We start from the raw sequence: 25,440 nt of genomic DNA, 5'->3' as shown, positions 1-25,440 counted from the left end.
CGGATTTCCGCGGCCGCGCCGCTCCGGCTGGTCCGAAAGCATGCTGTGCGTGAGCCCGGAGGCGTTTGGGACTTCACCTCTGCGCGCGCCACCAGGCCACCGTGGCCGCGGCCGCCTCCGGAAGTGGCGTGGGGCGAAGGCCCAGGGCCGTTTGGCTCGGCGTCGAATCCATCACGAACGGCTTCTCGAACTGGTAGAGCATCTCGGCGAGTTCGCGGACATCCTTCGAGAAGGCCCCGAGAGCACGGAGCGCCCAGCCCGGCACCGCCACCATCTTCGGTGATTCCACTCCGCCGGCCTCGGTGAAGGCCGTCGCCAGTTGCCGCTGAGTGACTGCCTCCAAGGTGGGGGCGTGCCACACCTGGTTCCACAGCAAAGGCGTCTGCGCGGCATGGATCATCGCCGCGGCCAGATCCGGGACGTAGGTGAACGAATGGGGCTGGCTGGTGCTCCCGATCACCCAAATCCTCTTGCCCGCCAGAACAGCGGGGACCATTCGCTCACCGGCGTGGGAGGTCCTGACGCGCGGTCCGAAAAAGTCGCCGGCCACTACACTGACGGTGTTCGTTGGTGAGGCATCCCGCGCCTTCAACAGTTGCGTCCGCACGCCTCGCTTGCCGCCTTGGGCGGTCCGCGGACCTGCCTCGGTCATAGGGCGCCCGGGTTCGCTGTACGAGTAGAGGCTTTCGGGAAAGACGACGACGGCGCCCGCTTCGCCTGCCGCCGCAAGCACCGTTTGCTCGGCCCGGGGCAGTTCGGCTTGCCACGCGTCAACGGTGTAAGAAGAGCCGTGAACGCAATGAAAGACGGCGACGGCACCCGCAAAGGCGCCCTGCACCTGTGCGGCATCCTGGACATCTGCCTTGACGCGCTCCACGAGGGGATGCTCAGGTCCCGTGCCCGAGCGGGTAAGGATCCTGACCTTCTTCCCCTGCTCGGCGAGCTGTTCAGCCACCGTCCAGCCTACGGGGCCGGCTCCGGTGACAACGTAGATATTGCTCATGACTTCTCCTTCAAGGTATGGGCTTTGAGAGCACTGCTCTCGCATAAGCCTGCATCCACTCGGCACGCCTTGTCAAGAGCGGTGCTCTCATTTGTTGACAGTGCTCTGCCTTGTGCGATGCTTGGATCCATGAGTGACGCTGCAGCAGAGATGCAAACCATGCCCAGGACGCCGCGGGAACGCGCGCGGGCCCAGACTGTTGCGGACATTGTCCGGCTGGGCAGGGAGCATCTGGCCAGCCATGGTGCGGCAGCACTGTCCCTGCGCGCCGTCGCCAGGGACCTGGGCGTGGTCTCCTCTGCCGTCTACCGCTACGTGGCCAACCGCGACGAACTCCTCACCCTCCTGCTGGTGGATGCCTACGATGACCTTGGCGACGCCGTCGATATGGCGGTGGAAGCGGTGCTCCCGCAGGACCATGCCGGGCGCTTCAAGGCCCTGGGCCGGGCCGTCCGGGACTGGGCGTTGCGTGAGCCGGCCCGCTACGGGCTGCTGTTCGGCAGTCCGGTGCCCGGTTACCAGGCACCGGCCGGGCGAACCACCACGCCTGGAACCCGCGTGGTTTACAGCCTGATCGGCATTCTCGATGCCGCCTACCGCGCGGGTGGGCTGACGACGGCGGCGCCCACCGCCGTCGTGCCTTCCGCTTTGTCCGCTGACCTGGAAGCCATCCGAAACGAACTGGGGCTTGCCGTCCCGGAGGGGCTGCTGGCGAACGGTGCCCTCGTGTGGACGTCACTCTTTGGAACGGTGAGCTTCGAGGTTTTTGGCCAGTACGGAGCGGACACCTTCAATGCGCGTGATGAACTCTTTGAGCATCATCTGGCCGTGCTGGCCAAGCTGGTGGGGCTCGAAGCCTGACGGGCTGCGACTCCGGCAGGCGCCAGGCGACGCCAATTAACCACCCTGTTTTGCCGGCGGGCCGCTGGGTAGACTCCAAAATGCGCCCGCCTGGACGCGGAACTCAAAGGAGAGGTGCGCCATGACCGAGAACCAGGAAATCCCCGGGGAGGAGTCCCGGAAAGGTAGTTCAGCCCCGGGGATGGAGGGCGAGGGCGGGCAGTACGCGGAGGGGGACTATGGGGACGTTGGCAGCGTGGAAGCCCCTGCCGACGACCCGGCGGATGCCATTCGCGAGGAGCTTATCGATGGCCAGGTCAACACCACGGACGAGGAGCGGGGTCCCCTGCACGGCGATCCGAACTCTCGGTAGGCCTCCTCAAGGTTCTCCTATAGCGAAACGGTGAGCCGCCGCCGTCGGGCTTAATGCTTGCAAAGACGCGGAAAACGCGGCTCTGTGCCTGCAACCGCATCCAAAGTTGAGCGTACTTCGCTCAAGTTGGATTGACATCGGTAGCGCCCGGAGTAAAGTTGAGTGTAGAACGCTCAATCCCGGGGCGCCAGCAAGTTTCCAAGGAAAGAAGGAAGCAACACATGTCACGTGCAGTAGGTATCGACCTCGGAACCACCAACTCCGTCGTCTCCGTTCTCGAAGGTGGCGAGCCCACCGTTATTGCCAACGCCGAGGGTGGCCGCACCACGCCGTCGGTCGTTGCATTCTCCAAGTCCGGCGAAGTCCTGGTCGGCGAAATCGCCAAGCGCCAGGCCGTCAACAACATCGACCGCACCATCACCTCCGTCAAGCGCCACATGGGCACTGACTGGAGCGTCGCCATTGACGACAAGAAGTACACCCCGCAGGAAATCTCCGCGCGTATCCTCATGAAGCTGAAGAACGACGCCGAGGCCTACCTGGGTGAAAAGGTCACCGACGCAGTGGTCACCGTTCCCGCGTACTTCAACGACGCCGAACGCCAGGCCACCAAGGAAGCCGGCGAGATTGCCGGCCTGAACGTCCTGCGCATCGTCAACGAGCCCACCGCTGCAGCACTCGCCTACGGCCTGGACAAGGGCAAGGAAGACGAACTCATCCTGGTCTTCGACCTCGGTGGCGGTACGTTCGACGTCTCCCTGCTCGAAGTTGGCAAGGACGAAGACAACTTCTCCACCATCCAGGTCCGCTCCACCGCCGGTGACAACCGCCTCGGCGGCGACGACTGGGACCAGCGCGTCGTGGACTACCTGCTGAACCAGCTCAAGGTCAAGGGCATCGACCTCTCCAAGGACAAGATCGCCCTCCAGCGCCTTCGTGAGGCATCCGAGCAGGCCAAGAAGGAACTCTCCTCCTCCACCAGCACCAACGTCTCGCTCCAGTACCTGTCCGTCACCCCCGACGGCCCGGTCCACCTGGACGAGCAGCTGACCCGCGCCAAGTTCCAGGACCTCACCAAGGACCTGCTGGAACGCACCAAGAAGCCGTTCCACGATGTCATCAAGGAAGCCGGCATCAAACTCTCCGACATCAACCACATCGTGCTCGTTGGTGGCTCCACCCGTATGCCCGCCGTGTACGACCTCGTCAAGGAACTCGCCGGCGGCAAGGAACCCAACAAGGGCGTCAACCCGGATGAGGTTGTGGCCGTTGGCGCAGCACTCCAGGCCGGCGTGCTGAAGGGCGAGCGCAAGGACGTCCTGCTGATCGACGTCACCCCGCTGTCCCTCGGCATCGAAACCAAGGGTGGCGTCATGACGCACCTGATCGAGCGCAACACCGCCATCCCCACCAAGCGGTCCGAGACCTTCACCACCGCTGACGACAACCAGCCGTCCGTGGCGATCCAGGTCTTCCAGGGCGAGCGCGAGTTCACCCGCGACAACAAGCCGCTGGGCACGTTCGAGCTGACCGGCATCGCGCCGGCTCCGCGCGGCGTCCCGCAGGTTGAGGTCACCTTCGACATCGACGCCAACGGCATCGTCCACGTCTCCGCGAAGGACAAGGGCACCGGCAAGGAACAGTCCATGACCATCACGGGCGGTTCCAGCCTCTCCAAGGAAGACATCGACCGTATGGTCAAGGACGCCGAGGAGCACGCAGCCGAGGACAAGGCCCGCCGCGAGGCGACCGACACCCGCAACACGGCTGAGCAGCTGGCCTACTCCGTAGACAAGCTGATCGCCGACAACGCCGACAAGCTGCCTGAAGAGGTTAAGACCGAGGTCCAGGCCGACGTCGACGCCCTCAAGAAGGCCCTCGAAGGCACGGATGACGCCGCCGTGAAGACCGCGTTCGAGAAGCTGCAGGCTTCCCAGACGAAGCTCGGCGAGGCCATCTACGCCCAGGCCGGTTCCCCCGACGGCGCCACCGGTGCCGCAGGTGCCGAAGGCGCTACGGGCGCCCCTGCCGGTGACAAGGCTGCGGATGAAGACATCGTCGACGCCGAGATTGTCGACGAAGACGAAGCGAAGAAGTAGCCATGCCGCACCACGGTAACGAGGAAGAGCACAACTCTTCATCAGGCCACGACCGCAGCGCGGGGCAGAACGGTAACGGCCACCAGGAACCGGTCATCCGGGACAACCGCAAGGTTGACCCGGTGACCGGGCAGGCCCGGCACCCGGAAGGGGAAGCAGCCGCCAAGGCTGGTTCCCCTGCCGCCGAGCCGGCGGACACCGACGGCGACGCCCTGGCCCAGGCCGAGGAAATCCTCAACGGCGTTGAGGTGCCTGCCGAGGAATCCGTGGCCCAGGGCGTTCCTGGGGGCTCGTCAGCTGAAGCGGCTGAGCTGAAGAACGACCTCCTCCGCCTCCAGGCTGAGTACGTCAACTACCGCAAGCGCGTCGAACGCGACCGCGCCGTGGCAGGGGAGATGGCCGTCATCGGCGTCCTGAACTCCCTGCTTCCGGTGCTGGACGACGTCGATGCTGCCCGCCAGCATGGTGACCTGGCCGACGGCCCGTTCGCCGCGATCGCCACCAAGCTGGAGAACGCGCTGAAGACGTACGGCCTGGTCCGCATCGATGAGACCGGCGTGGAGTTCGATCCCACGATCCACGAGGCCCTCATCCAGCAGCCGGGCGATGACATCGACGTTGACACCGTCAGCCAGGTGCTCCGCTCCGGCTACAAGTCAGGCGAACGCGTCCTCCGCGCAGCGCAGGTAATTGTGGCAGTCCCTGCGTAGCATTAGCCCCATATCGAGATGACAGTTCGCGGCAGTGATTCGACAGAACATTGGCGCGAACTGTCATCTCGGCACAGATTTTTGAAAGGAAACGCCATTGGCTAGCCAAGATTGGGTGGACAAGGACTTTTACGCGATCCTTGGTATCGCCAAGGACGCTTCCGACGCCGACATCAAGAAGGCCTACCGGAAACTTGCCCGCCAGCACCACCCGGACACCAACTCGGGGGACTCTGCGTCGGAGAAGAAGTTCAAGGACATCTCCGAGGCCTATTCGGTGCTCTCGGATCCGGACGAGCGCCAACAGTACGACGCCATCCGTGCGATGGGCGGCGGGGCCAGGTTCGCCCCGGGCGGCGCCGGCGCGGCCAATGGTGGCTTCGAGGACATGTTCGGTGGCCTGTTCACCGGCAACGCGGGTCGCCACGCCGGCGGGTTCAGTACCTCCGGCGGCATTCCGCCCGAGTTCGCCGACCTGTTCGGCGGTGGCTTCGGTGGCCAGCCCGGCTTCCAGCGCCCGCCAGCCAAGGGTGCCGACCGCACCGCCACCACCAGCATCTCCTTTGCCGGGTCCATCCGCGGCACGACCATCGGCCTGCGGGAGCCCAACGGCGAAGTCATTGACGTCCGCGTTCCCGCCGGTATCAAGGACGGCCAGAAAGTCCGCGTCCGGGGGAAGGGCCAGCCCGGCCCGGCCGGCAACGGCGACCTCATGGTGGCCGTCTCGGTCAGGCCCCACGATTTCTACACGCGAGACGGCGACAACCTCCGCATCCACGTACCGGTCACCTTCCCGGAAGCTGCCCTGGGCGCCGACATTGAGGTTCCCACCATCGACGGCGAAAAGGTGAAGGTCCGCGTTCCGGCCGGCACCCCGTCCGGCCGCACCCTCCGGGTCAAGGGCCGGGGCGTCAAGACGTCCAAGGCTACTGGCGACCTCCTGGTGACCATCGACGTCGCGGTTCCCAAGAACCTGAACAAAGAGGCGGAGGCCGCGGTGAAGGCGTTCGCCGAAGCCACGGCCGACGCCGATGTCCGGCAGGGCCTCGCCGCCAAGGCCCGGCTCTAGCAGCGGAGCGAAGCCGTGGACATCAATGCTGACCAGCCGATCTTCGTGATCTCGGTGGCGGCCGAACTTGCGGACATGCACCCGCAGACGCTGCGGCAGTACGACCGGCTCGGGATCGTTTCACCCAGCAGGGCTCCAGGTAAGTCGCGCCGCTATTCGCAGCGGGACGTCAACATGCTCCGCGAGGTCCAGCGGCTCTCGCACGAAGGGGTCTCGCTCGAAGGCATCAAGCGGATCCTTGAACTGGAGAACCAGGTGGCCGCACTGCAGCGCAGGGTGACTGAACTGACCGAGGAACTGGGCCGCCGTCGTGATCCCCTGGACTCAAGGATCTTCGCGGCCGGCGCGGCCGGCGACGTAGTGAGCCTCGCCCGTGGCCAGCGCCCCCGTGCAAGGTCGCAGGCCGTGGTGGTTTGGCGGCCGCGAGCCTTGGGCAACTAATCCCTCCTGGCGAACGCTGAAACAGCCCAGCTTTGAAGCCCTGGCGCACAGCAACCCCCTGTGGTTTCCGGGCAAGCCGGCCAAAACTGGGCTGTTTCAGCAGCGACGCGCCTCCGGGCGAGTAATTCCGGCGAGGATCAGCGACCAATTCGAGTACCCACTACTCGTGACGGGGTGCGTGCCACTGGCTTGAATGGAACCTGCAGCTGAGTCTCACAGCGCGGTTTTCAAGCCTTCTGGGGGTGCATTCGAGTGTTCGGTTCCTCATTCATCATGTTCGCCGGGTCAGTGCCGGGGCAGATCCTGCTGGCCATCGGGCAGGTGGTAGTGGTGGTTTGTGTCTGCTTCGACATGGTGCGGGAGATGTCTGTACCGAGGTCACACCGACGCTATGTTGCCTCCACAGTCTTCAGGACGCTGGCCATTCCGTCGATTCTTTCCACGGGGTCGGGCGTCCTGATCGGCGCTGTGACCTGGTCCTGGATGGACGTAGCGATGTCCATGTTCGTGATGGTGATGATCATTTTCCGGCTCCACCACGATACCGACGAAGACAACTGGTGGAAGGGCAAGGGCAAGAAGCTCGCCCGCTGGGCCCGCCGCCAGTTCAGCTCCCGCACGTCGGCGGCCCCCGCGATGGGCTAGGGGATCCTGGACGTCAAACGTGCCGGCGTTGGACGCCTCCACCCAGCAGGGTCATTAATAGCTGATGGGGGAGCCTCCGCCGGCTGGCTTGATGAACTCGGCGGCGAGTGCTTCGGAGCCGCGGGCCAGGAGGGCGACGTCGGCGCCCACCAGGACAAAGGAGGCCCCGGCCGCAAGGTAGCTGCGCGCAATGGCGGGGTTGAAGGCGTTGACGCCTGCGGGTTTACCGGCAGCCTGGGCGGCGGCGAGGCAGTGTTCGACGGCGGCACGGACGTCGGCGTGTTCCTGCTGTCCCAGCACGCCCATGGAAGCTGCGAGGTCTGAGGGCCCGAGGAAAATGGCGTCCACGCCCTCCACGGCGAGGATCTTCTCCACGGCGTCAACGGCGGCGGTGGATTCGATCTGGACGGTGACGCTGATGGTTTCGGACGCCCGGGTGAGGTAGTCCGGGATCCGGTTCCAGCGGGCCGCCCTAGCCAGCGCCGAGCCGACGCCGCGGACTCCGTGGGGCGGGTAGCGGGTGGCGGCCACCGCTGCCTCGGCCTCGGCGACGGAGCTGACCATGGGGATGAGCAGGTTCTGCACGCCCAGGTCCAGGTACTGCTTGATCAGGACGGTGTCATTGACGGGCGGCCGGACCATCACCTGGACCGGGTAGCCGTGGATGGCCTGGAGCTGGGCGAGGATGGATTCGAGGCCGTTGGGGCTGTGTTCGGCGTCCACCAGGAGCCAGTCCAGGCCGGACCCGGCGCAGAGTTCGGCGATCAGCGGACTGCCGGAGCACACCCACATGCCGGCCAACGGGCGGCCCGCTTCACCTTTTTGATTCCGCAAAGCATCGCGGAAGGTGTCTTCTACTCGAAGCGGCATGTGATGCTCCCCAGGGGTCCGTAGTCGGCGTGCACGGTATCGCCTTTGTACACCCACAGCGGGCGGGTAAAGGAGCCGGCGAGGATGATGTCGCCGGCTTTCATGCCGTCTCCGTGGGCTGCGATCTTGTTGGCCAGCCAGTGCACCCCGTTGGCGGGGTGGTCCAGGACGCCGGCAGCGACGCCGGTCTCTTCCACGATCTGGTTTTTGTACAGGATGGCCGAGACCCAGCGGAGGTCAACGGCGTCGGGTTTGACCGGGTTGCCGCCGATCACCATGGCCCCCATCGCGGCGTTGTCCGCTATGGTGTCCACGATGGTCCGGCCCTCCATTTCGATCCGGGAGTCCAGGATCTCGAGGGCCGGAACCACGTAGTCGGTGGCGTTCAGGACGTCGAAGATGGTGCAGCCCGGGCCCTTGAGCGCATCCTTCAGGACAAAGGCGAGCTCCACCTCCACACGCGGGTGCGTGTACTTATCCCACTGCACAGAGCAGCCGGTTTCGAGCACCATGTCGTCAAAGATCGCGCCGTAGTCCGGTTCGGTGATGCCGGTGGCGGCCTGCATGGCCTTGGACGTGAGGCCGATCTTCCGGCCCACGAGCGTCCGTCCGGCCTCCTCGTTCCGCCGCCGCCAGAGCTGCTGCACGGCATAGGAGTCCTCCACCGTCATCTCCGGATAGCGGGCGGTCAGCCGGGGCACCGGAGTCCGGGAACGCCCGGCTTCGACCAGTTCGTCGGCGATGGCTTCGATCGTCTTCGCGTCCAGCATGTCCTAGACCTGCGCCCCGAGCTTGAACCCTTCGACGTCTCCGGAGGCGTCGTCCTTGCGGGTGTAGGAGAAGCCGTCGGCGCCCACGGTGACGGCCATTTCGGACTTTTCCTCGCGGACGACGACGGGCTGGGGGTTGCCGTCGAGGTCCAGGACCAAGGAAGCCTCGGTGTACCAGGACGGGACCACGGGGTTGCCCCACCAGTCGCGGCGCTGGTTGTCGTGGACGTCCCAGGTGATGACGGGGTTGTCGGGGTCGCCGGTGTAGTAGTCCTGGGTGTAGATCTCGATGCGGTGGCCGTCCGGGTCCAGGATGTAGAGGTAGAAGGCGTTGGACACCCCGTGCCGGCCGGGGCCGCGTTCGATCCGGTCGCTGATGCGCAGGGCGCCCATCTTGTCGCAGATCTGGATGATGTTGTGCTTTTCGTGCGTGGCGAACGCGACGTGGTGCATGCGCGGGCCGTTGCCTCCGGTGAGGGCGGTGTCGTGGACGGTTTGCTTGCGGTGCATCCACGCCGCGTACGTGACCCCGTCGGAATCCTGGATGTCCTCCGAGACCCGGAAGCCGAGGTCTTCAAGGTATTTGCGGCCGCGGGGGACGTCCGGGGTGACCTGGTTGAAGTGGTCCAGGCGGACCAGTTCCCCGGCGGAGTAGAGGTCATAGCGCTGGGTGAGGCGCTCCACGTGCTCCACGTCGTAGAAGAACTCGTAGGGGAAGCCCAGCGGGTCCTCGACGCGGACGGAATCGCCGACGCCCTTGGTGAAGCCTTCCTTGCGGCGCTCCACCCGGCAGCCCAACTCGCGGTAGTAGGCCTCTGCGGCGTCCACCTCGGCGGGGGACTTCACCCGGTAGGCAAAGGCGGCGACGGCGGCGATGGGTCCCTTGCGGAGCACCAGGTTGTGGTGGATGAACTCCTCGAGGGAGCGCAGGTAGATGTTGTTCTCGTCTTCCTCAGTCACGTGCAGGCCCAGGAGGTCCACGTAGAACTCGCGGGATTTGGCGAGGTCGGTGACCACGATTTCCATGTAGGCGCAGCGGACAATATCCGGAGCCGGGACCGTGGGGGTGGGAACGAAGTTCGTCATGATGGTCTCTCTTCTTTGAAAGGGGTGGCTCAGGCGCCGAATTTGGGCGTGTGGACGGAGCCGAGCGTGATGTGCACGGCCTGCTGGTCGGTGTAGAAGTCGATGGAGCGGTAGCCGCCCTCGTGGCCGAGGCCCGAGGCCTTGACGCCGCCGAAAGGGGTGCGGAGGTCGCGAACGTTGTGGCTGTTCAGCCACACCATCCCGGCTTCCACGTTCTGGGAGAAGTTGTGCGCGCGGGTCAGGTTTTGGGTCCAGATGTAGGCCGCCAGGCCGTATTTGGTGTTGTTCGCCAGAGCCAGCGCTTCGTCGTCGTTCTCGAAAGGCGTGATGGCCACGACGGGGCCGAAGATCTCCTCCTGGAAGATCCGCGCGTCGGGGGCGACGTCGGCGAACACCGTGGGGGCGATGTAGTTGCCCTCGGGCAGGTGGTCCGGGCGTCCGCCGCCGGCGAGGAGCCGGCCTTCGGACTTGCCGATCTCCACGTAGGAGGCCACCTTCTCGTAGTGCTCCGGGTGGACCAGGGCACCCACCTGGGTCTTGGGATCGTGGGGATCGCCCACCACGATGTTCTTGGCCCGGGCGGCGTACTTCTCGCAGAATTCGTCGTAGATAGCGCGTTCGACGAGGATCCGGGAGCCCGCGGTGCAGCGTTCACCATTCAGGGAGAACACCCCGAACAAGGCGGAGTCGATCGCGGCGTCCAGGTCGGCGTCGGCGAACACCACACACGGTGACTTGCCGCCGAGCTCCATGGACAGGCCCTTAAGGTTCGCAGCGGCGTTGCGGAAGATCGTCTGGCCGGTAGTGGTCTCGCCGGTGAAGGAGATCAGCGGGACGTCCGGGTGCTTGACCAGCGCGTCGCCTGCTTCCTCGCCGAGGCCGTTGACCAGGTTGAACACGCCGTCCGGCAGGCCGGCATCCTTGAAGATCGCGGCCCACAGCGAAGCCGACAGCGGGGTGAATTCGGCAGGCTTGAGGACCACAGTGTTGCCGGTGGCCAATGCCGGGGCGAGCTTCCAGGACTCCAGCATGAAAGGGGTGTTCCACGGCGTGATGAGGCCAGCGACGCCGATGGGCTTGCGGTTCACGTAGTTGATCTGGGAGCCGGGGACCTTCATGGCGTCGTCGAACTGGGCCACAATCAGGTCCGCGAAGAACCGGAAGTTCTCGGCTGCACGGAGGGCTTGGCCCTTGGCCTGGGTGATGGGAAGGCCGGTATCGAAGGTTTCCAGTTCAGCCAGGCGCTCTTCCTGGGCTTCGACGGCGTCGGCAATCCTGTTCAGGATCCGGGCCCGTTCGCGGGGCTTCATCTTTGGCCACGGGCCGTTGGTGAACGCTTCGCGGGCAGCGGCGACGGCGAGGTCGATGTCTTCCTTCTGGCCCGCCGCGGCAGTGGCGTAGTTGGTGTTAGACACCGGATCCAGGACATCGAAGGTCTTCCCGCCCACGGAGTCAACGAACTGGCCGTTGATGTAGTGCTGGATGTGGCGGGGGAGGTCTTGCGGGATGTAGTGGGTCTTGGTTTCCGGGGCAGTGAACGTCATTGTTGTTTCCTTACTGCTGTGCGGTCTGTTAGCCGGGGAGGGGTCAGAGGTTTTTGGCCTGGGCGAGGTAGGCGTCCAGGGTGGCGGAGCGGTGGAGCCGGGCCGCTTTTTCGATGGTGTCGGCGTCGGCGCCGGTTTCGATGAGCCGGAGCAGCGCCTCGTGTTCGTCCACGGAGTTGTGTGCCCGGCCGGGCACAAAACGGAAAACGGAGGACCGCAGCGAGGCGAGCCGGTTCCAGCCGCGGTGGACCAGGTCCAGGATGTGGGGGTTGGGGCAGTGTTCGAACAGGACGCTGTGGAAGTCCTGGTTGAGCCGGGTAAAACGGATCGGGTCAAAGTGCTGGAGGCATTCGCGCATTTCCTCGTTCACCGCACGGGCCCGGGCGATGTCCGCCGCTCCGATGAGCGGGGCGGACAGCGCTGTGGCGGCGCCCTCCACGATGCTCAGGGTCTGCATGGTGTAGAGGTACTCGGTGGGGTCGATCCCGGAAACCGTGGCGCCAACGTTCCGTTCGAACTTCACCAGGCCTTCGGCTTCGAGCCGGCGGATGGCTTCGCGGACCGGGACCACGCTGACGCCGAGGTCCTCGGCGATCTTGGCAAGGACCAGCCGGTACCCGGGGGTGTACGTGCCCTCCACAATCCGGGTCTTGACGGCCTGGTAGGCCTGCTCGGACTTGCTGCCGACAATCCCGTTCCCGGACGAAGTGCCCGCTGCGGTGGCCATTTCAGTCATTGGCTTTGTCCGTTTCCCATTGCTCATACTTGGTCCGCCATTCAGCGTTCAGCGGGTAGAGGCCATCCACGCTGTGGCCCTGCTCCACCATTTCGGCGATGAACGTCTCTTCGCGTTCCTGGACGATGGAGTCGTCCGCCAGTTCCTCGGCGAGGGCCGGCGGGATCACCAGGATGCCGTCCGAATCGGCCACGATGATGTCGCCGGGCTGGACGGTGGTGCCGCCGCAGGCGATGGTGATGTCGGTGTCCCACGGGATGTGCCGCCGGCCCAGCACGGCGGGGTGGGGGTTGGAGTAGTAGGTGGGCATGTCCATGGCCGCGACGGCGGAGAAGTCGCGGACGCCGCCGTCGGTGATGATGGCCGCGGCTCCGCGGACCTGGGCTCGGAGGGCCAGGATGTCGCCGATGGTGCCGGTGCCTTTCTCGCCGCGGGCCTCCATGACCAGGATTTCGCCCTCGTTGACGGAGTCGATGGCCCGTTTCTGGGCATTGAAGCCGCCGCCGTGCGTTTTGAACAGGTCCTCGCGGTTGGGCACGTAGCGCAGGGTCCGGGCCACGCCTACGATCCGCTTCTCCGGCCGAGTGGAGGTCAGGCCGTCGATGCTGACGTTGTTAAGGCCGCGCTTGCGCAACTGCGAGGACAGGGTGGCCGTGCAGACGCTCTCCAGTTTGGCCTTCAACTCGGGGGAGAGGGCAGGACCGACGGCGGCAGTTCCGTCTGCCGGAAGGCCCGCCGCTTCCCGCGAACCGTACGCTTCCTCCCGCTGCACGTCATCGGTCTTGGGCCGGGCACCAAAGTCCGCAAACGCCGTCGTGCCTTCCGCCACCCGAGTGACCAGCCGGCCGCTGGTGACGGCGCTGACTTCAACGGCGCTGACTTCAACCTCGACGACGTCGCCCGGCTGGGCCACGGAAGCGCCGGCCGGGGTGCCGGTCAGGATGATGTCGCCCTCTTCGAGGGTGAGCAGCTGGGAGAGGTCGGCCACGAGCCGGGCGAAAGGAAAGAGCAGGTCTTCCGTGGTGTCATCTTGGACGAGGTCGCCGTTATGCCACGTGCGGACGCGGAGGCCGGCGGGGTCCACCGAGTCTGCCGCGATCAGGCCCGGGCCCACGGGGGTGAAGCCGTCGCCGCCCTTGGACCGTAGGTTGGAGCCCTTGTCTGCGTAGCGGAGGTCGTAGACGCCGAGGTCGTTGCTGGCCGTCACCCATTCGACGTGGCTCCAGGCGTCCTCCAGCCCGACCCGGCGGGCGGGCTTGCCGATGACCAGGGCGATCTCGCCTTCGTAGCCGAGGAGTTCGCAGCCGGCGGGGCGCTCCACGATGGAAGGGGTTTGTTCTGAGCCGGTGGCCAAGGACGACGGCGGCTTCAGGAAGTAGGAGGGTTGTTCCGGCGTGCGGCCGCGCTGGGCTGCCCGGCTGGGGTAGTTGATATGCACCGCGATGACCTTGCGGGCCGCGGCCAAGAGGTGGTCGGTGACCTGGTCCAAGAGCTACTCCTCATCGAGTACGAAATCGTATACGAATCACTATGGACCCGGACCGGCGCATTCGTCAACACCTTCCCTTCGCCCGGAATTGGCACTTGTCGGGCGCCTCAAACGTGGCGTAGAGTTCTGGATCACAGGATCACTTTTCTATTATCGAACGTAAAATTCTATTATCGAACATCTGATCGGCGACACACAGCCACACAACGAAGTGAGGAAATCCCGTGCAGTTCCACCACCACGGCTACGTATCCGGTGACCCGCGGGTCCAGCCGGCCGCCGGCGTCGGCATTGACCGTCCCGCCGAACTTCCCGACGAAATCGACGTGCTCATCGTCGGCTCCGGGCCTGCCGGCATGCTGGCCGCCGCGCAACTTTCCCAGTTCTCCGGCGTCACCACGCGCATCGTGGAGCGTCGGGCTGGCAGGCTCGCCATCGGCCAGGCCGACGGCATCCAGGCCCGCAGCGTGGAGACCTTCCAGGCCTTCGGTTTCGCCGAGCGCATCACCGCCGAGGCCTACCGCATCACCGAGATGGCGTTCTGGAAACCGGACCCCGCAGATCATTCGCGCATTGTCCGCGCCGCCCGCGCGGTCGACGACGAAACGGGCATCAGCGAGTTCCCGCACCTGATCGTGAACCAGGCCCGCGTGCTGGACTATTTCGCCGAGTTCATGGCCAACTCCCCCACCCGCATGACCCCCGACTACGGCTACGAGTTCCGCAATCTCACGGTCACGGGGGAGGGCGACTACCCCGTCACCGTGACGCTCCTGCACACCTCCGGGCCGAACGAGGGCAAGGAGCGCACTGTCCGCGCCAAGTACGTGGTCGGTGCCGACGGGGCGCGGAGCAAAGTGCGGGAATCGATCGGGTGCCACCTCGCCGGTGACCAGGCCAACCATGCCTGGGGCGTCATGGACGTCCTCGCCGTCACCGACTTCCCGGACATCCGCACCAAGTGCGCCATCCAGTCCGGCTCAGGCGGCAGCATCCTGCTGATCCCGCGCGAAGGCGGCCACCTCTTCCGCATGTACGTGGACCTTGGCGAGGTTGATCCGAACAACCACGGCGCAGTCCGGAGCACCACCATTGAACAGATCATTGCCAAGGCGAATGCGATCCTGCATCCGTACACGCTGGACGTCCGAAACGTGGCTTGGCACAGCGTCTACGAGGTGGGCCACCGCCTGACGGACAGGTTCGACGACGTCCTCCCGGACGAGCGCGGCACCCGCACCCCCCGCGTGTTCATCACCGGAGACGCCTGCCACACGCACAGCGCCAAGGCCGGCCAGGGCATGAACGTCTCCATGCAGGACGGCTTCAACCTTGGCTGGAAACTGGGGCACGTCCTTGAGGGCCGCAGCCCGGAAAGCCTGCTGGCCACGTACTCCGCGGAGCGCCAGGTGGTGGCGAAGAACCTCATCGACTTCGACAAAGAGTGGTCCACGCTGATGGCGAAGAAGCCTGAACAGTTCGAGGACCCCACGGAGTTGGAGAACTTCTACGTCAGCACGGCCGAGTTCCCTGCGGGCTTCATGACGCAGTACGCACCCTCCATGCTGGTCGCGGAGCCGAAGCACCAGGACCTCGCCACCGGCTTTACCATCGGCAAACGCTTCAAGTCCGCGCCGGTGGTGCGGGTCTGCGACACCAACCCGATGCACCTGGGCCACCATGCCACGGCGGACGGGCGGTGGCGAATCTATGTCTTCGCCGACTCGGCAGCTCCGGAATCGGGACAGCCCGGAACAGAACAGCACGGCGCTCCGTCGCCCACCGCGGACTTTGCCGAGTGGATCGCGAACGCACCCGACTCACCGCTGGCCGCCACGCCGTCGGGCGCTGACCGCGACGCGTGGTTCGACGTAAAGGTGATTTACCAGCAGCCGCACACGGAGATCGATATCAACGCTGTTCCGGCGGTGTTCAAGCCGACAGTGGGTCCTTTCCGGCTCACCTACCTTGAGAAGGTCTTCGGCACCGACCCCAACGCCGACATTTTCGAGCTCCGCGGCCTGGACCGCGGCGGCGTTGTGGTGGTAGTGCGGCCGGACCAGTACGTAGCCAACGTGCTGCCCCTGACGGCAACGGCGGAACTCGCCGAGTTCTTCGCGCCGCTGCTGAAGCGGCGTCAGGCGGCCGCGGCCTGAACCGCCCGGTACTCGGCGGCCGCGTAGACGCCAAGGATCCGCACTTCCGTGGTGAAGAAGTCCAGTTCCTCCAGGGCCAGGCTGAGCGGCAGGTCTTCGGGGTGGCCTTCCACGTCGGCCATGAACATCGTGGCGGAGAATTCGTTGCCCACCATGTAGCTCTCGAGCCGGGTCATGTTCACGGCGTTGGTGGCGAAGCCGCCCAGTGCCTTGTAGAGGGCCGAGGGGACGTTCCGCACGCGGAAAACAAAGCTGGTTATTGCCGGTCCGGGCAACTCATCCCGGGCCGGCAATTCCTTTTCGCGGGCCAGGATCACAAACCGGGTGGTGTTGGATGGGTCGTCCTCCACCCGGGAGGCGAGCACTTCCAGACCGTACAGCTCCGCTGCGAGCGGCGGTGCGAGGGACAGCTTAGTGGGGTCGTTCCATTCCCGGACTTCCCGGGCGGAGCCGGCGGTGTCGCCGGCAATGACCGGGCGAAGTCCGGCGTCGCGGATCAAACGGCGGCACTGGCCCAGGGCGTGGATGTGGCTGTGGACCTCGGTGGCGGCCTCGATGGTGCTGCCGGGAATCCCCATCAGGTCGAAGTGGATGGGCAGGAAGTACTCGCCCACGATCTGCAGCCCGGAATGCGGGAGCAGTGTGTGGATGTCGGCCACCCGGCCGGCGATCGAGTTCTCGATGGGGATCATGGCCAGGTCTGCGGCGCCACTGGACACTTCTTCGAAGACATCCTCGAAGCTGGCGCAGGGGACGCTTTCCAGCTCGGGGAACATTTGTTTGCACGCGATATTGGAGTTGGCGCCGGGCTCACCCTGGTACGCAATCTTCTGGGCCATGATCCGTATGGTGTCATGCACCGCGCCCAGCCGCCCAACTGGGTAGCAGCAGATGTCGTTTTGAGCGCTGAGAACGACATCTGCTGCTACCTAGTTGGGGAAGGGTTACGCGGCCGGGGAGACGCGCAGCCAGAGGTACTGGTGCGGGGCCAGCGTGACGCCATCGGCCAGGCTGAGCGCAGCACCCGTAAGAAGTTCGACGGCGGCACCAGAGAACCCGGAGAACGTCACCGCCGGAAGCTGCTGCGGTCCGTCGCCGAAGTTCGCGAGGACAAGGATGGTGCCGGCGTCGCCGTCGCCAGGGCGCTGGTAGCCCAGGACTCCCGGGGCATTGGTGTGGAAATCGATGAGCCGGGTGCCAGCCAGCTCAGGCGTGCCTGCGCGTACCTCGATCATTCGCCGCAGCCCGGCGAAGATGGCGCCTTCCGGGGTGGCGGGGTCGTGGCGCCGGGCGTACCGCTCCGCGGGATAGTGCGGCCGATGCACCCAACGGCTGTCAGTCTCGTGGCCGTCTTCCATGGCGTACTGGTAGTCATTGAGCTGCCCCACCTCGTCGCCGAGGTAAAGGAGCGGGATGCCCCCGGTGCTGAACGCGACCGAGTGGGCCAACAGGATCCTTCCCACTGCGTGGTCCGGATCGTCCTCCAATCCGCAGAGGGAAGCCGTGGTCCCTGAGATGCGGCAGTCACCGGTACGGGGGTTGTCCTGGAAGGGCACGCCCTGGGCGAAGCTGCCGGGGTGCCGGTTGACGTAAAAGGCGTTGAGGAACCGGCGGTGGTCAAAGGCGTTGATCCCCAGCTCTGCGGCGTCCTCGTCGGCGAACGTCCAGCCGATGTCATCATGGCTGCGGACATAATTCACCCAGGACGTACCGTCAGGAATGTTGTGGCGCCGCTCGAGCGCCTGCTGCAACAGCGAAACGTTGCGGGTCGCCAGCGACTCCCAGATCAGTGCCATCTGCAGCGGGTTGTAGGAAAGCTGGCACTCGGCCGGATCGATGTAGAGCGCAACCTCGTCCGGGTGCACAATCGCCTCGGACTTGAACAGCAACGACGGCGCCGCGAGCCGGCACACGGCGTTGAAGGCACGCAGCAGCAGGTGTGCTTCGGGCAGGTTCTCACACGGGGTCCCGAGCTGCTTCCAGATGAAGGCGACGGCGTCCATGCGGAGGATATCCACGCCCTGGTTGGCCAGGAACAGCATTTCCCCGGCCATGGCGCGGAACACGGCCGGGTTGGCGTAGTTCAAGTCCCATTGGTAGGTGTGGAAGGTGGCCCAGACCCACCGTCCGTCAGGCAGGGGGACAAAGGAGCCGGGGTGGTCGTCCGGAAAGATTTCCCGGACGGTCTGCTCAAACGCATCCGGCATGGTCCGGTCCGGATAGATCCAGAAGTAGTCGCTGTATTCGGGGTCGCCTTCGGCGGCGCGGCGGGCCCAGTGGTGCTCGTTGGATGTGTGGTTGAAGATGAAGTCCACCACCAGGGAGATGCCATTCTCGCGGAGCTCCGACGCCAGTGCCCGCAACTGCTCCATGGTGCCCAGCTTGGGGTTGACCTCCCGGTAGCTGGAAACGGCATACCCGCCGTCGGAGAACGGCTCCGGTGCCAGGAACAGCGGCATCAGGTGCAGGTAGGTCAGGCCCAGCTCCTTGAAGTACGGGATCCGGTCGCGGATGCCGTCGAGGCTGTCGGCGTACCTGTCCACATAGCAGACGCCGCCGAGCATCCGGTTGGACTGGAACCAGCCGCTGTTTCCTTCGCGCTCGGCGTCCAGCGCTTTGAGGTCCGCAGAACGTTCCTGCCACGAGCGGGCACACTGCAGGACGAGGGCGCCTAACTGGTCTTGCCAGTCAGGCCGTTTCTCATACAGCGAACGGAACAGCCCGCACAGATCAGGGAAGTGGACGTCCAGCCGCCGAGCAAACTCCTGCCAGTCCGGATCGGCGCGCTGAATGCCGTCATCGGCCCCCAAAACGCTGAGGACGTGCTGCTTGGCGGCTTCTTCCAGATCGACGGTTTCATGCATGAAAGCCAACCTACCAGCGGCAACTGCGGCCACCCCAACCGGGCGGATCCGCTGTCAGCCCAGCGCCAGGCGCATGGATACCTGGTAACGGTCCGAGCGGTATGTCGAGATGGAGTACTCAATGGGCGTGCCGGGCTCGGCGGTTCCCGTGAAGGACCGCCGCTTGAACAGCAGGACGGGTGACCCCGGCCCGATATCCAGCAGGGCAGCCGTTTCCTCCGACGCAGCGGCGGCCTCCACCGTCTGTTCTGCCTGTTGGACTGGATGTCCTGCGGCGGCCAAAGCCCGGTAGAGGGAGCCGGTCAGGTCCGAGGAGAGCAGGTCCGGCACCAGCCGCGGGGGCAGCCAGGATTCGTCCACGCTGACCGGTGCTCCGTTGGCCAGGCGAAGCCGCCGGACCTGGTAGGCAGGCTCTTCCGGAGCCAGCCCCAGATGCTCGGCGGCCGCGGCGGGCGGCATCGCAGTGGACACGTTGATGACCCGGGTGCTGGGCTCAAAGCCGGCTGCCCGCATGTCTTCGTTGAACGAGGCCAAGTGCAGGGTGGACCGCACCAGCCCGTGGGAGACGAAGGTGCCTTTCCCCTTGATCCGGACCAGAGCGCCGTCCTGGACCAGGTCCGAGATGGCCCGCCGGACCGTGATCCTCGAGACCCCGAACTGCTCCTCCAGTTGGCGCTCACCCAGCAGGGCATCGCCGGGCCGCAGAGTGCTGGACACCAGGTCCTGGAGTTGCCTTCTCACCCAGACGTGCTTCAGTTCCCCTGCTGTATCCATGACTCCTATTTTCCGGGAAGGTCGAACAGGTGCGCGCCCGCTTCCACCCGGCCACCGGTGGCCGGGGGTTCGATGGCATCCGCGGCACTGTCCAGGATCACCACGGGACTGCACATGCTGAGGTCCTTGGACCGGACCAGGGCCACGTCCACGGTGATCATGGGATCGCCGGCGCGGACCTGGTCGCCCTTCTGGGCGATCACCGTAAAGCCTTCGCCCTTCAGTCCCACGGTATCGATGCCGACGTGGACCAAAACGGCAGGGCCGGAGGCATGCTGGACGATGTAGGCGTGCGGCATGACCTTGACCACCTTGCCGTCCAGCGGTGCGACGGCGGTGACCACGCCGGCGTCGTCGTCGGGGATCACGGCGGCGCCGCCGCCCACCAGACCCTTGGCGAACACCGGGTCCGGCACTTCACTGAGCGGGATGAGCCGGCCGGGCAGGGGGGATGCGACGCTGATGGCGGGTGATTCCGTCGCTGCTTCCGGGGTGTTCACGCCAGGGCTGCCCACTTCTGCCGTGCTCACATCAGGTCCTGGATGTCTTCGGCCAGGCTCTCGGCTTCGGGGCCCACAACTACCTGGACCACCGTGCCGGACATCATGACGCCGTGGGCGCCGGCGGCCTTGAGGGCAGCCTCGTCCACGCGGCCTGCGTCCACCACTTCGGTACGCAGGCGGGTGATGCACCCTTCGATCTCTTCGACGTTTTCTGCGCCGCCAAGGGCGGCGAGGATGATTTCAGCTTTGGACATGTCCACTCCCGGTGTTGGTAAGCGGTGAAAGGCGGCGGTTCCAGAAGCCAATTTGAAGCTTGAGGTTGACAACTGAGGCCGACGCCCTTCACAGTGATGGTTGTCACTGGTTATAACCAGTTAGCAAGACTCTACTGAAACAAGCATCCCCGCACAAGCACCACCTTCTTCGAGACGAGGAACATCATGACCACGGAAAATCCCACAGCGGGCGCGCCGGCGCCGGGCAAGACCAAGGGCAGCGGCAAGGCCCTGCAGAACATGCAGCGCTTCGGCCGCAGCCTGATGCTGCCCATCGCTGCCCTCCCCGCGGCCGCACTCCTGCTGCGCCTGGGCCAGGACGACCTGCTGGGCAGGTTCGAATCCCTGACCACGGTCGCGCAGGTTATCGGCGCCGCCGGCGGTGCCCTGTTCGAGAACCTGCCGCTGCTCTTCGCCGTCGGCATCTCCTTCGGTTTCGCCAAGAAAGGTGACGGATCCACGGCCCTCGCCGCCGTCGTCGGATACCTGGTCCTGACCAACGTCTTCAAGGTGATGGCACCGCTCGTGCTGGGCGCCGCGCCCGAGGGCGGCAAGGATCCAGTCATCAACTACGGCGTGCTGGCCGGCATCGTGATGGGCCTGACGACGGCGTTGCTTTGGCAGCGTTTCCACCGCACCACCCTGCCGGACTGGCTGGGCTTCTTCGCCGGCCGCCGGCTGGTGCCCATCCTGACGTCCTTCGCCGCGATCGTCATCGGCGTGGTGATGGCCCTGATCTACCCGTACTTCAACACCGGCCTCACCGCCGTGGGCAACACCGTGGCTGACAACACCGTGGTGGGCAGCGGCGTCTACGGCACCCTGAACCGGCTGCTGATCCCGCTGGGCCTGCACCACATCCTGAACTCCATCGTGTGGTTCATCATCGGTGACTACAACGGCGCCCACGGTGACCTGAACCGGTTCTTCGCCGGCGACCCGACTGCCGGCGTCTTTATGACCGGCTTCTTCCCCATCATGATGTTCGCCCTGCCCGCCGCCGCCCTGGCCATCTGGCAGGAAGCCAAACCGTCACAGCGGAAGATCGTGGGCGGCGTGATGCTCTCCACCGGCCTCACCGCGTTCCTCACCGGCATCACCGAACCGCTCGAGTTCTCGTTTATGTTCGTGGCCTGGCCGTTGTACATCGTCCATGCCTTCCTGACCGGAACGTCCATGATGCTGGTCAACTTCCTGGGAATCCACCACGGATTCGGGTTCTCCGCCGGGGCCATCGACTACGTCCTCAACTTCGGCATCGCGCAAAATCCGCTGTGGCTGATTCCCATCGGGTTGGTCTACGCCGCCATCTACTACGTGGTGTTCCGCTTTGTGATCCGCCGCTGGAACCTGCGCACCATGGGCCGCGAAGACGAAACCGACGAGAACGGCTCCATGGCCAAAGCCGATGCAAGCTGATTTTTCGCCGGCCACAAGCTCCGGCGGCTCCGGTGGCTCCGGTGGCTCCGGTGGCGGGGTGGGGCTGCGGGGCCGCCTCGTCACCGGCCTCCCCGGGGATTCCGTGATCGACGACGGCACCGTGGTGATGGCCAGCGGGACCATCCAGTGGTGCGGCCCGACGTCGGACCTGCCGGAAACTTTCGACGCCGACATCCGGCAGGTGCCGCTGATCCTGCCCGGGCTCGTGGATGTGCACTGCCACGGTGCCGTGGGGCACACGTTCTCCGCGGACGTTGAGGGGGCCCGGATGGCCGCGGCCCATCACGCCGCGGAAGGCTCGACGTCGGTCCTTGCCTCGCTCGTGTCGGCGCCGTCCAGCGTGCTGCTGGAGCAGATTGCAGTGCTGCGGGACCTCGTGCAGGACGGCACCCTGGCCGGCCTGCACCTGGAAGGGCCGTTCATCACCAAGAGCATGTGCGGGGCGCAGGACCCCGCGGCGATTATCGACGGCGACCCGGCGCTCCTGAAGCAATGGCTGGAGGCGGGGCGTGGGACGGTACGGTCTCTGACCCTCGCCCCGGAGACCCCTCATTTTGATGAGTTGGTGCGGCTCTGCCGGGACTACGGCGTGGTGCCCTCGCTGGGCCACACCAATGCCACCGCGGCGCAGACCCGGGAAGTCCTGTCGGGTGTTGCCGGCGGTGGGCTCGGTAGAGGGGCTCGTCCTGCGGCTGGTGGTAGTGCTGGTGCCGGTGCCGGCGATCCGGGCCCGTGGTCAGCCACGCACCTGTTCAACCGGATGCCGCCGCTGGGCCACCGGGCGGCCGGGCCGGTCGCAGTGATGCTGCAGGCTGCCGAACAGTCGCCCGGGCAGATGGTGCTGGAGCTTATTGCCGACGGCGTGCACCTGGACCCGGAAATCGTGCGGATGGTCTTCGGCTTGGTGGGGCCCCGCTCGATTGCCCTCATTACGGACGCGATGGCCGCGGCGGGTATGTCCGACGGGCACTACACCCTCGGCAGCCTGGACGTGCTGGTCCAGGACCGGGTGGCACGGCTGTTGCCGGCGCAAGGGGCAGTTGCTGCCGACGGGGAGGAGCCCGGAGCGATCGCGGGAGCCACGAGCTTCCTGCTGGAAAACGTCCGCCGCTGCGTTGAATGGGGGATCCCACTCGCAGATGCGGTGGCCGCCGCGACGTCCACTCCGGCCCGGCTGATGGGCCTCGACCGCCCAGGCGCCCGCCAGGTGGGAGCCATCGCCGCGGGATACCGGGCCGACGTCTTGGCAGCCACCGAAGAACTTGAACTCGTGCAGGCCTATCGGGCAGGTACACCACAAACGCAGGAAAGGAATGACCGTGCAGATAGTTCTGTGTGAGTCCACGGACCACGTAGGAGCCCGGGCGGCAGACATCATCGAGGCGAGGGTCCGGCAGGGTCCGGCCGTCCTGGGACTGGCAACCGGGGGCTCGCCGAGCTCCACGTACCAGGAGCTGATCCGGCGGCACCGCGAGGAACAGCTCAGCTTCAGCCAGGTCACCGGCTTCACGCTGGATGAATATGCCGGGCTGCCAAAGGACCACGAACAGTCGTACTGCACCACCATCCGCCGGGAGTTCGTTGACCACGTGGACTTGCCCCTTGAGCGGTTGTACACGCCGCAGGGGGACGCCGTGGACCTCGTGGCCGAGGCCGAACGCTACGACGCGGCGATCGCCACCGCCGGCGGAGTGGACATCCAGATCTTGGGCATCGGGGCCAACGGCCACATCGGGTTCAACGAGCCGACGTCGTCCCTTGCCTCACGGACCCGGGTGAAGACCCTGGCGGGGGCCACCCGGGCCGACAACGCGCGGTTCTTCCCCGACGGCGACGTGCCGCGGCTGTGCCTCACCCAGGGTTTGGGAACCATCCGTGAGGCGAAACTGGCCGTGCTCGTGGCGATGGGGGAGAACAAAGCCGCCGCCGTCCAGGCAATGGTGGAGGGCCCGGTCTGCGCCAACTGCCCGGCGTCGGTGCTGCAGCTTCACCGCAGGGCGGTGATCCTCCTGGACCCTGCGGCCGCGTCCCGGCTCTCCATGCTCGAGTACTACCGCGAAGCACAGGAGTTCAACGACCAGCTCGGCCAGACCCCCACCAGGCCGTGGATGCCCCAGTTGGCCTAGGAGTTGGGGTCCGCCCCATCTCCCAGCCCACCTACCCCAACTAAGTAGCAGCAGATGTCGTTTTGAGCCCTCATAACGACATCTGCTGCTACTTAGTTGGGAGGGCGCGGCCGGAGGCGAGGTTGGGGCAGCGCTCCCAAGCGAAACGTGCTTTTAACATTCCCGTCCGACGCCTGTAATGCCGGTTTGGCTACTGTGGTTCAACAAGGTTTACTAGTAGCTAACACCAACCGGACAGGAATGTTTCGATGACAAGTGTCGCAACCCCTGCTGTATCCGCTTCGCCCCTTACTGACAGAATTTCCCTGGCGGACATCGCCCGCGCGCACGATGTCCGCTTCATCCTTGCCACCTTCGTGGATATGACCGGCAAGCCCTGCGCCAAGCTGGTTCCCGTGGAAGCGGCCGACGAACTGGAAGCCGGGGCCATGGGCTTCGCCGGCTACGCGGCAGGGCTCATCGGCCAGAAACCGCAGGACGCGGACCTCATCGCCGTCCCGGACCTTGACTCCTTCACCCCGGTCCCCTTCATCAAGGAGGGCCTGGCCATCGTCCACTGCGATCCGCACGTCAACGGCCAGCCTTGGCCGTACGCGCCGCGGGTCATCCTGAAGAACACCCTCACCCGCCTGGCCGGGCAGGGCATGCAGGCAAAAATTGGCGCCGAGGTTGAGTACTTCCTGGTCAACAAGAACGACGACGGGACGCTGAGTACCGCGGACGCGCGCGACGATTCGCCCCGCCCCTGCTACGACGCCCGCGGCGTCACGCGGATGTATGACCACCTCACCTCAATCTCCGAGGCGATGAACTCGCTGGGCTGGGGCAACTACGCCAACGACCACGAGGACGCAGCGGGCCAGTTCGAGCAGAACTTCAACTACGCGGATGCGCTCACCACCGCGGACCGGGTAGTCAGCCTCCGCTACATCCTCAATATCCTGGCGGAACAGCGCGGGATGACGGCCACGTTTATGCCCAAGCCGTTCACTGACCGGACTGGAACGGGCCTGCACTTCCACCTGTCCCTGTGGTCCGGCGTCGAGGCGCTGTTCCCCGGCAATGACGGTCAAACGGACGACGGCGGCCGCGGCCTTGGGCTGTCAGCGCTCGCCTACTCATTCATCGCCGGCATCCTGGAACATGCGCCTGCACTGCAGGCCTTCCTGGCGCCGACGGTGAATTCCTACAAGCGCTCGGGTGCCACTACCAGTTCATCCGGTGCCACCTGGTCGCCGCGGAAGGCTTCGTTCGGCGGTAACGACCGCACACATATGATCCGTGTCCCGGACAACAAGCGGATCGAACTGCGCTCGGGCGACGGCTCGGCCAACCCCTACCTCGCCATCGCCACCGCGATCACGGCAGGCCTGGACGGCGTGGAAAAGGCTGCCGATCCGGGCATGCCGTCCGGTCCCGGAGAGTCCAAGCCCAATGCCCACTTGCTGCCGGCCACGCTGCTCCACGCCGTGGAAGCCCTGCGCCGCGACCCGGTGATCCTCGCCAGCCTCAGCGGCGACGCCGAGATCGGAAAGTACTACGCGGATGCCAAGGAAGAGGAATTCCTCACCTGGCACAACCAGGTCAGCGACTGGGAAATCCGCACGTATTTGACATCCATCTGACC

General features: G+C 65.7%; 24 protein-coding genes. 12 read left to right on the top strand and 12 right to left on the bottom strand.

What is annotated here, in order from left to right; all coding sequences use genetic code 11:
* Positions 1-73: 73 nt before the first annotated feature.
* The gene (locus ACLKOZ_RS18945) at positions 74-1,003 is read right to left on the bottom strand and encodes an NAD-dependent epimerase/dehydratase family protein (RefSeq protein ID WP_436477374.1); all 930 of its coding nucleotides are present in this window, start codon (positions 1,001-1,003) and stop codon (positions 74-76) included.
* A 129-nt stretch (positions 1,004-1,132) separates the two neighbouring features.
* Between ACLKOZ_RS18945 and ACLKOZ_RS18940 the strand changes: the two genes are divergently transcribed.
* The 7 genes from ACLKOZ_RS18940 to ACLKOZ_RS18910 all read left to right on the top strand — a co-directional run bounded on the left by ACLKOZ_RS18940 (position 1,133) and on the right by ACLKOZ_RS18910 (position 7,180).
* Complete coding sequence (locus ACLKOZ_RS18940; RefSeq protein WP_436477372.1) at positions 1,133-1,864, top strand: TetR/AcrR family transcriptional regulator; 732 nt, start codon at positions 1,133-1,135, stop codon at positions 1,862-1,864.
* A gap of 121 nt (positions 1,865-1,985) precedes the next feature.
* Positions 1,986-2,216 carry a hypothetical protein gene (locus tag ACLKOZ_RS18935; RefSeq protein ID WP_337347419.1) on the top strand — a complete coding sequence of 77 codons (231 nt, stop codon included), beginning with the start codon at positions 1,986-1,988 and terminating at the stop codon, positions 2,214-2,216.
* A gap of 221 nt (positions 2,217-2,437) precedes the next feature.
* Positions 2,438-4,315 (top strand): molecular chaperone DnaK, encoded by a 1,878-nt coding sequence (gene dnaK / locus ACLKOZ_RS18930; protein ID WP_337347418.1) that lies wholly within the window; start codon positions 2,438-2,440, stop codon positions 4,313-4,315.
* Between the two features lie 2 nt (positions 4,316-4,317).
* Positions 4,318-5,025 carry a nucleotide exchange factor GrpE gene (locus ACLKOZ_RS18925; RefSeq protein ID WP_376046828.1) on the top strand — a complete coding sequence of 236 codons (708 nt, stop codon included), beginning with the start codon at positions 4,318-4,320 and terminating at the stop codon, positions 5,023-5,025.
* 97 nt (positions 5,026-5,122) lie between these two features.
* Positions 5,123-6,094 carry a DnaJ C-terminal domain-containing protein gene (locus ACLKOZ_RS18920; RefSeq protein ID WP_436477369.1) on the top strand — a complete coding sequence of 324 codons (972 nt, stop codon included), beginning with the start codon at positions 5,123-5,125 and terminating at the stop codon, positions 6,092-6,094.
* 15 nt (positions 6,095-6,109) lie between these two features.
* The gene (locus ACLKOZ_RS18915; protein WP_337347415.1) at positions 6,110-6,535 is read left to right on the top strand and encodes a heat shock protein transcriptional repressor HspR; all 426 of its coding nucleotides are present in this window, start codon (positions 6,110-6,112) and stop codon (positions 6,533-6,535) included.
* Between the two features lie 273 nt (positions 6,536-6,808).
* Positions 6,809-7,180 (top strand): hypothetical protein, encoded by a 372-nt coding sequence (locus tag ACLKOZ_RS18910; RefSeq protein ID WP_436477432.1) that lies wholly within the window; start codon positions 6,809-6,811, stop codon positions 7,178-7,180.
* A 54-nt stretch (positions 7,181-7,234) separates the two neighbouring features.
* On the opposite strand, the gene ACLKOZ_RS18905 is transcribed toward ACLKOZ_RS18910, so the two are convergent.
* The 6 genes from ACLKOZ_RS18905 to ACLKOZ_RS18880 are packed head-to-tail and all read right to left on the bottom strand — an operon-like array spanning position 7,235 to position 13,675.
* A complete protein-coding gene (locus ACLKOZ_RS18905) occupies positions 7,235-8,050 on the bottom strand; it encodes an aldolase/citrate lyase family protein (protein ID WP_436477367.1) in 816 nt (271 codons plus the stop codon).
* Positions 8,035-8,820 carry a 2-oxo-hept-4-ene-1,7-dioate hydratase gene (gene hpaH, locus ACLKOZ_RS18900; protein ID WP_436477365.1) on the bottom strand — a complete coding sequence of 262 codons (786 nt, stop codon included), beginning with the start codon at positions 8,818-8,820 and terminating at the stop codon, positions 8,035-8,037. Before hpaH ends, ACLKOZ_RS18905 begins: the two co-directional genes overlap by 16 nt.
* A 3-nt stretch (positions 8,821-8,823) precedes the next feature.
* Entirely contained in the window at positions 8,824-9,906 is a 1,083-nt protein-coding gene (gene hpaD, locus ACLKOZ_RS18895) for a 3,4-dihydroxyphenylacetate 2,3-dioxygenase (RefSeq protein WP_436477363.1), read from the bottom strand.
* A gap of 29 nt (positions 9,907-9,935) precedes the next feature.
* Complete coding sequence (gene hpaE / locus ACLKOZ_RS18890) at positions 9,936-11,450, bottom strand: 5-carboxymethyl-2-hydroxymuconate semialdehyde dehydrogenase (protein ID WP_436477361.1); 1,515 nt, start codon at positions 11,448-11,450, stop codon at positions 9,936-9,938.
* A gap of 43 nt (positions 11,451-11,493) precedes the next feature.
* On the bottom strand, positions 11,494-12,186 hold the full coding sequence (locus ACLKOZ_RS18885; protein WP_436477359.1) for a GntR family transcriptional regulator: 693 nt from the start codon (positions 12,184-12,186) through the stop codon (positions 11,494-11,496).
* On the bottom strand, positions 12,179-13,675 hold the full coding sequence (locus ACLKOZ_RS18880) for a fumarylacetoacetate hydrolase family protein (protein ID WP_436477357.1): 1,497 nt from the start codon (positions 13,673-13,675) through the stop codon (positions 12,179-12,181). The genes ACLKOZ_RS18885 and ACLKOZ_RS18880 overlap by 8 nt, the downstream gene beginning before the upstream one ends.
* Before the next feature lie 224 nt (positions 13,676-13,899).
* Here ACLKOZ_RS18880 and ACLKOZ_RS18875 point away from each other — a divergent pair, with 224 nt between their 5' ends.
* Entirely contained in the window at positions 13,900-15,831 is a 1,932-nt protein-coding gene (locus ACLKOZ_RS18875; RefSeq protein WP_436477355.1) for an FAD-binding monooxygenase, read from the top strand.
* On the opposite strand, the gene ACLKOZ_RS18870 is transcribed toward ACLKOZ_RS18875, so the two are convergent.
* The 5 genes from ACLKOZ_RS18870 to ACLKOZ_RS18850 all read right to left on the bottom strand — a co-directional run bounded on the left by ACLKOZ_RS18870 (position 15,813) and on the right by ACLKOZ_RS18850 (position 20,226).
* Positions 15,813-16,670 carry a prephenate dehydratase gene (locus ACLKOZ_RS18870; protein WP_337347407.1) on the bottom strand — a complete coding sequence of 286 codons (858 nt, stop codon included), beginning with the start codon at positions 16,668-16,670 and terminating at the stop codon, positions 15,813-15,815. The genes ACLKOZ_RS18875 and ACLKOZ_RS18870 overlap by 19 nt on opposite strands.
* 105 nt (positions 16,671-16,775) lie before the next feature.
* On the bottom strand, positions 16,776-18,695 hold the full coding sequence (locus ACLKOZ_RS18865; protein WP_436477354.1) for an amylosucrase: 1,920 nt from the start codon (positions 18,693-18,695) through the stop codon (positions 16,776-16,778).
* Positions 18,696-18,749: 54 nt separating this feature from the next.
* Entirely contained in the window at positions 18,750-19,469 is a 720-nt protein-coding gene (locus ACLKOZ_RS18860) for a GntR family transcriptional regulator (RefSeq protein ID WP_436477352.1), read from the bottom strand.
* A gap of 5 nt (positions 19,470-19,474) precedes the next feature.
* Positions 19,475-19,999 carry a PTS sugar transporter subunit IIA gene (locus ACLKOZ_RS18855; protein ID WP_436477350.1) on the bottom strand — a complete coding sequence of 175 codons (525 nt, stop codon included), beginning with the start codon at positions 19,997-19,999 and terminating at the stop codon, positions 19,475-19,477.
* Positions 19,996-20,226, bottom strand: a complete 231-nt coding sequence (locus ACLKOZ_RS18850) for a PTS glucose/sucrose transporter subunit IIB (protein WP_337347403.1) — start codon at positions 20,224-20,226, stop codon at positions 19,996-19,998. Before ACLKOZ_RS18850 ends, ACLKOZ_RS18855 begins: the two co-directional genes overlap by 4 nt.
* A 186-nt stretch (positions 20,227-20,412) precedes the next feature.
* On the opposite strand from ACLKOZ_RS18850, the gene ACLKOZ_RS18845 reads away from it, so the two are divergent.
* The 4 genes from ACLKOZ_RS18845 (at position 20,413) to glnT (ending at position 25,438) form a co-directional block, all read left to right on the top strand.
* Positions 20,413-21,666: a PTS transporter subunit EIIC gene (locus ACLKOZ_RS18845; protein ID WP_337347402.1), complete on the top strand. Its 1,254-nt coding sequence runs from the start codon at positions 20,413-20,415 to the stop codon at positions 21,664-21,666.
* Positions 21,656-23,026, top strand: a complete 1,371-nt coding sequence (locus ACLKOZ_RS18840) for an N-acetylglucosamine-6-phosphate deacetylase (RefSeq protein WP_436477348.1) — start codon at positions 21,656-21,658, stop codon at positions 23,024-23,026. Before ACLKOZ_RS18845 ends, ACLKOZ_RS18840 begins: the two co-directional genes overlap by 11 nt.
* Positions 23,007-23,813: a glucosamine-6-phosphate deaminase gene (gene nagB / locus ACLKOZ_RS18835; RefSeq protein ID WP_436477346.1), complete on the top strand. Its 807-nt coding sequence runs from the start codon at positions 23,007-23,009 to the stop codon at positions 23,811-23,813. Before ACLKOZ_RS18840 ends, nagB begins: the two co-directional genes overlap by 20 nt.
* A gap of 248 nt (positions 23,814-24,061) precedes the next feature.
* Entirely contained in the window at positions 24,062-25,438 is a 1,377-nt protein-coding gene (gene glnT, locus ACLKOZ_RS18830) for a type III glutamate--ammonia ligase (protein ID WP_436477344.1), read from the top strand.
* Positions 25,439-25,440: the final 2 nt, after the last annotated feature.

This window comes from Arthrobacter sp. R4 (assembly GCF_051365025.1).
GTDB lineage: Bacteria > Actinomycetota > Actinomycetes > Actinomycetales > Micrococcaceae > Arthrobacter.
The sequence above is the reverse complement of the archived record's forward strand: the minus strand, read 5'-3'. Positions and strand labels throughout refer to the sequence as shown.

Bases quoted from the DNA above. Each gene is read 5' to 3' on its own strand.
- ACLKOZ_RS18945 (WP_436477374.1), bottom strand. From the start codon at position 1,003: ATGAGCAATATCTACGTTGTCACCGGAGCCGGCCCCGTAGGCTGGACG.
- ACLKOZ_RS18940 (WP_436477372.1), top strand. From the start codon at position 1,133: ATGAGTGACGCTGCAGCAGAGATGCAAACCATGCCCAGGACGCCGCGG.
- ACLKOZ_RS18935 (WP_337347419.1), top strand. From the start codon at position 1,986: ATGACCGAGAACCAGGAAATCCCCGGGGAGGAGTCCCGGAAAGGTAGT.
- dnaK (WP_337347418.1), top strand. From the start codon at position 2,438: ATGTCACGTGCAGTAGGTATCGACCTCGGAACCACCAACTCCGTCGTC.
- ACLKOZ_RS18925 (WP_376046828.1), top strand. From the start codon at position 4,318: ATGCCGCACCACGGTAACGAGGAAGAGCACAACTCTTCATCAGGCCAC.
- ACLKOZ_RS18910 (WP_436477432.1), top strand. From the start codon at position 6,809: ATGTTCGCCGGGTCAGTGCCGGGGCAGATCCTGCTGGCCATCGGGCAG.
- ACLKOZ_RS18905 (WP_436477367.1), bottom strand. From the start codon at position 8,050: ATGCCGCTTCGAGTAGAAGACACCTTCCGCGATGCTTTGCGGAATCAA.
- hpaH (WP_436477365.1), bottom strand. From the start codon at position 8,820: ATGCTGGACGCGAAGACGATCGAAGCCATCGCCGACGAACTGGTCGAA.
- hpaD (WP_436477363.1), bottom strand. From the start codon at position 9,906: ATGACGAACTTCGTTCCCACCCCCACGGTCCCGGCTCCGGATATTGTC.
- hpaE (WP_436477361.1), bottom strand. From the start codon at position 11,450: ATGACGTTCACTGCCCCGGAAACCAAGACCCACTACATCCCGCAAGAC.
- ACLKOZ_RS18885 (WP_436477359.1), bottom strand. From the start codon at position 12,186: ATGACTGAAATGGCCACCGCAGCGGGCACTTCGTCCGGGAACGGGATT.
- ACLKOZ_RS18870 (WP_337347407.1), bottom strand. From the start codon at position 16,670: ATGGCCCAGAAGATTGCGTACCAGGGTGAGCCCGGCGCCAACTCCAAT.
- ACLKOZ_RS18865 (WP_436477354.1), bottom strand. From the start codon at position 18,695: ATGCATGAAACCGTCGATCTGGAAGAAGCCGCCAAGCAGCACGTCCTC.
- ACLKOZ_RS18860 (WP_436477352.1), bottom strand. From the start codon at position 19,469: ATGGATACAGCAGGGGAACTGAAGCACGTCTGGGTGAGAAGGCAACTC.
- ACLKOZ_RS18850 (WP_337347403.1), bottom strand. From the start codon at position 20,226: ATGTCCAAAGCTGAAATCATCCTCGCCGCCCTTGGCGGCGCAGAAAAC.
- ACLKOZ_RS18845 (WP_337347402.1), top strand. From the start codon at position 20,413: ATGACCACGGAAAATCCCACAGCGGGCGCGCCGGCGCCGGGCAAGACC.
- ACLKOZ_RS18840 (WP_436477348.1), top strand. From the start codon at position 21,656: ATGCAAGCTGATTTTTCGCCGGCCACAAGCTCCGGCGGCTCCGGTGGC.
- glnT (WP_436477344.1), top strand. From the start codon at position 24,062: ATGACAAGTGTCGCAACCCCTGCTGTATCCGCTTCGCCCCTTACTGAC.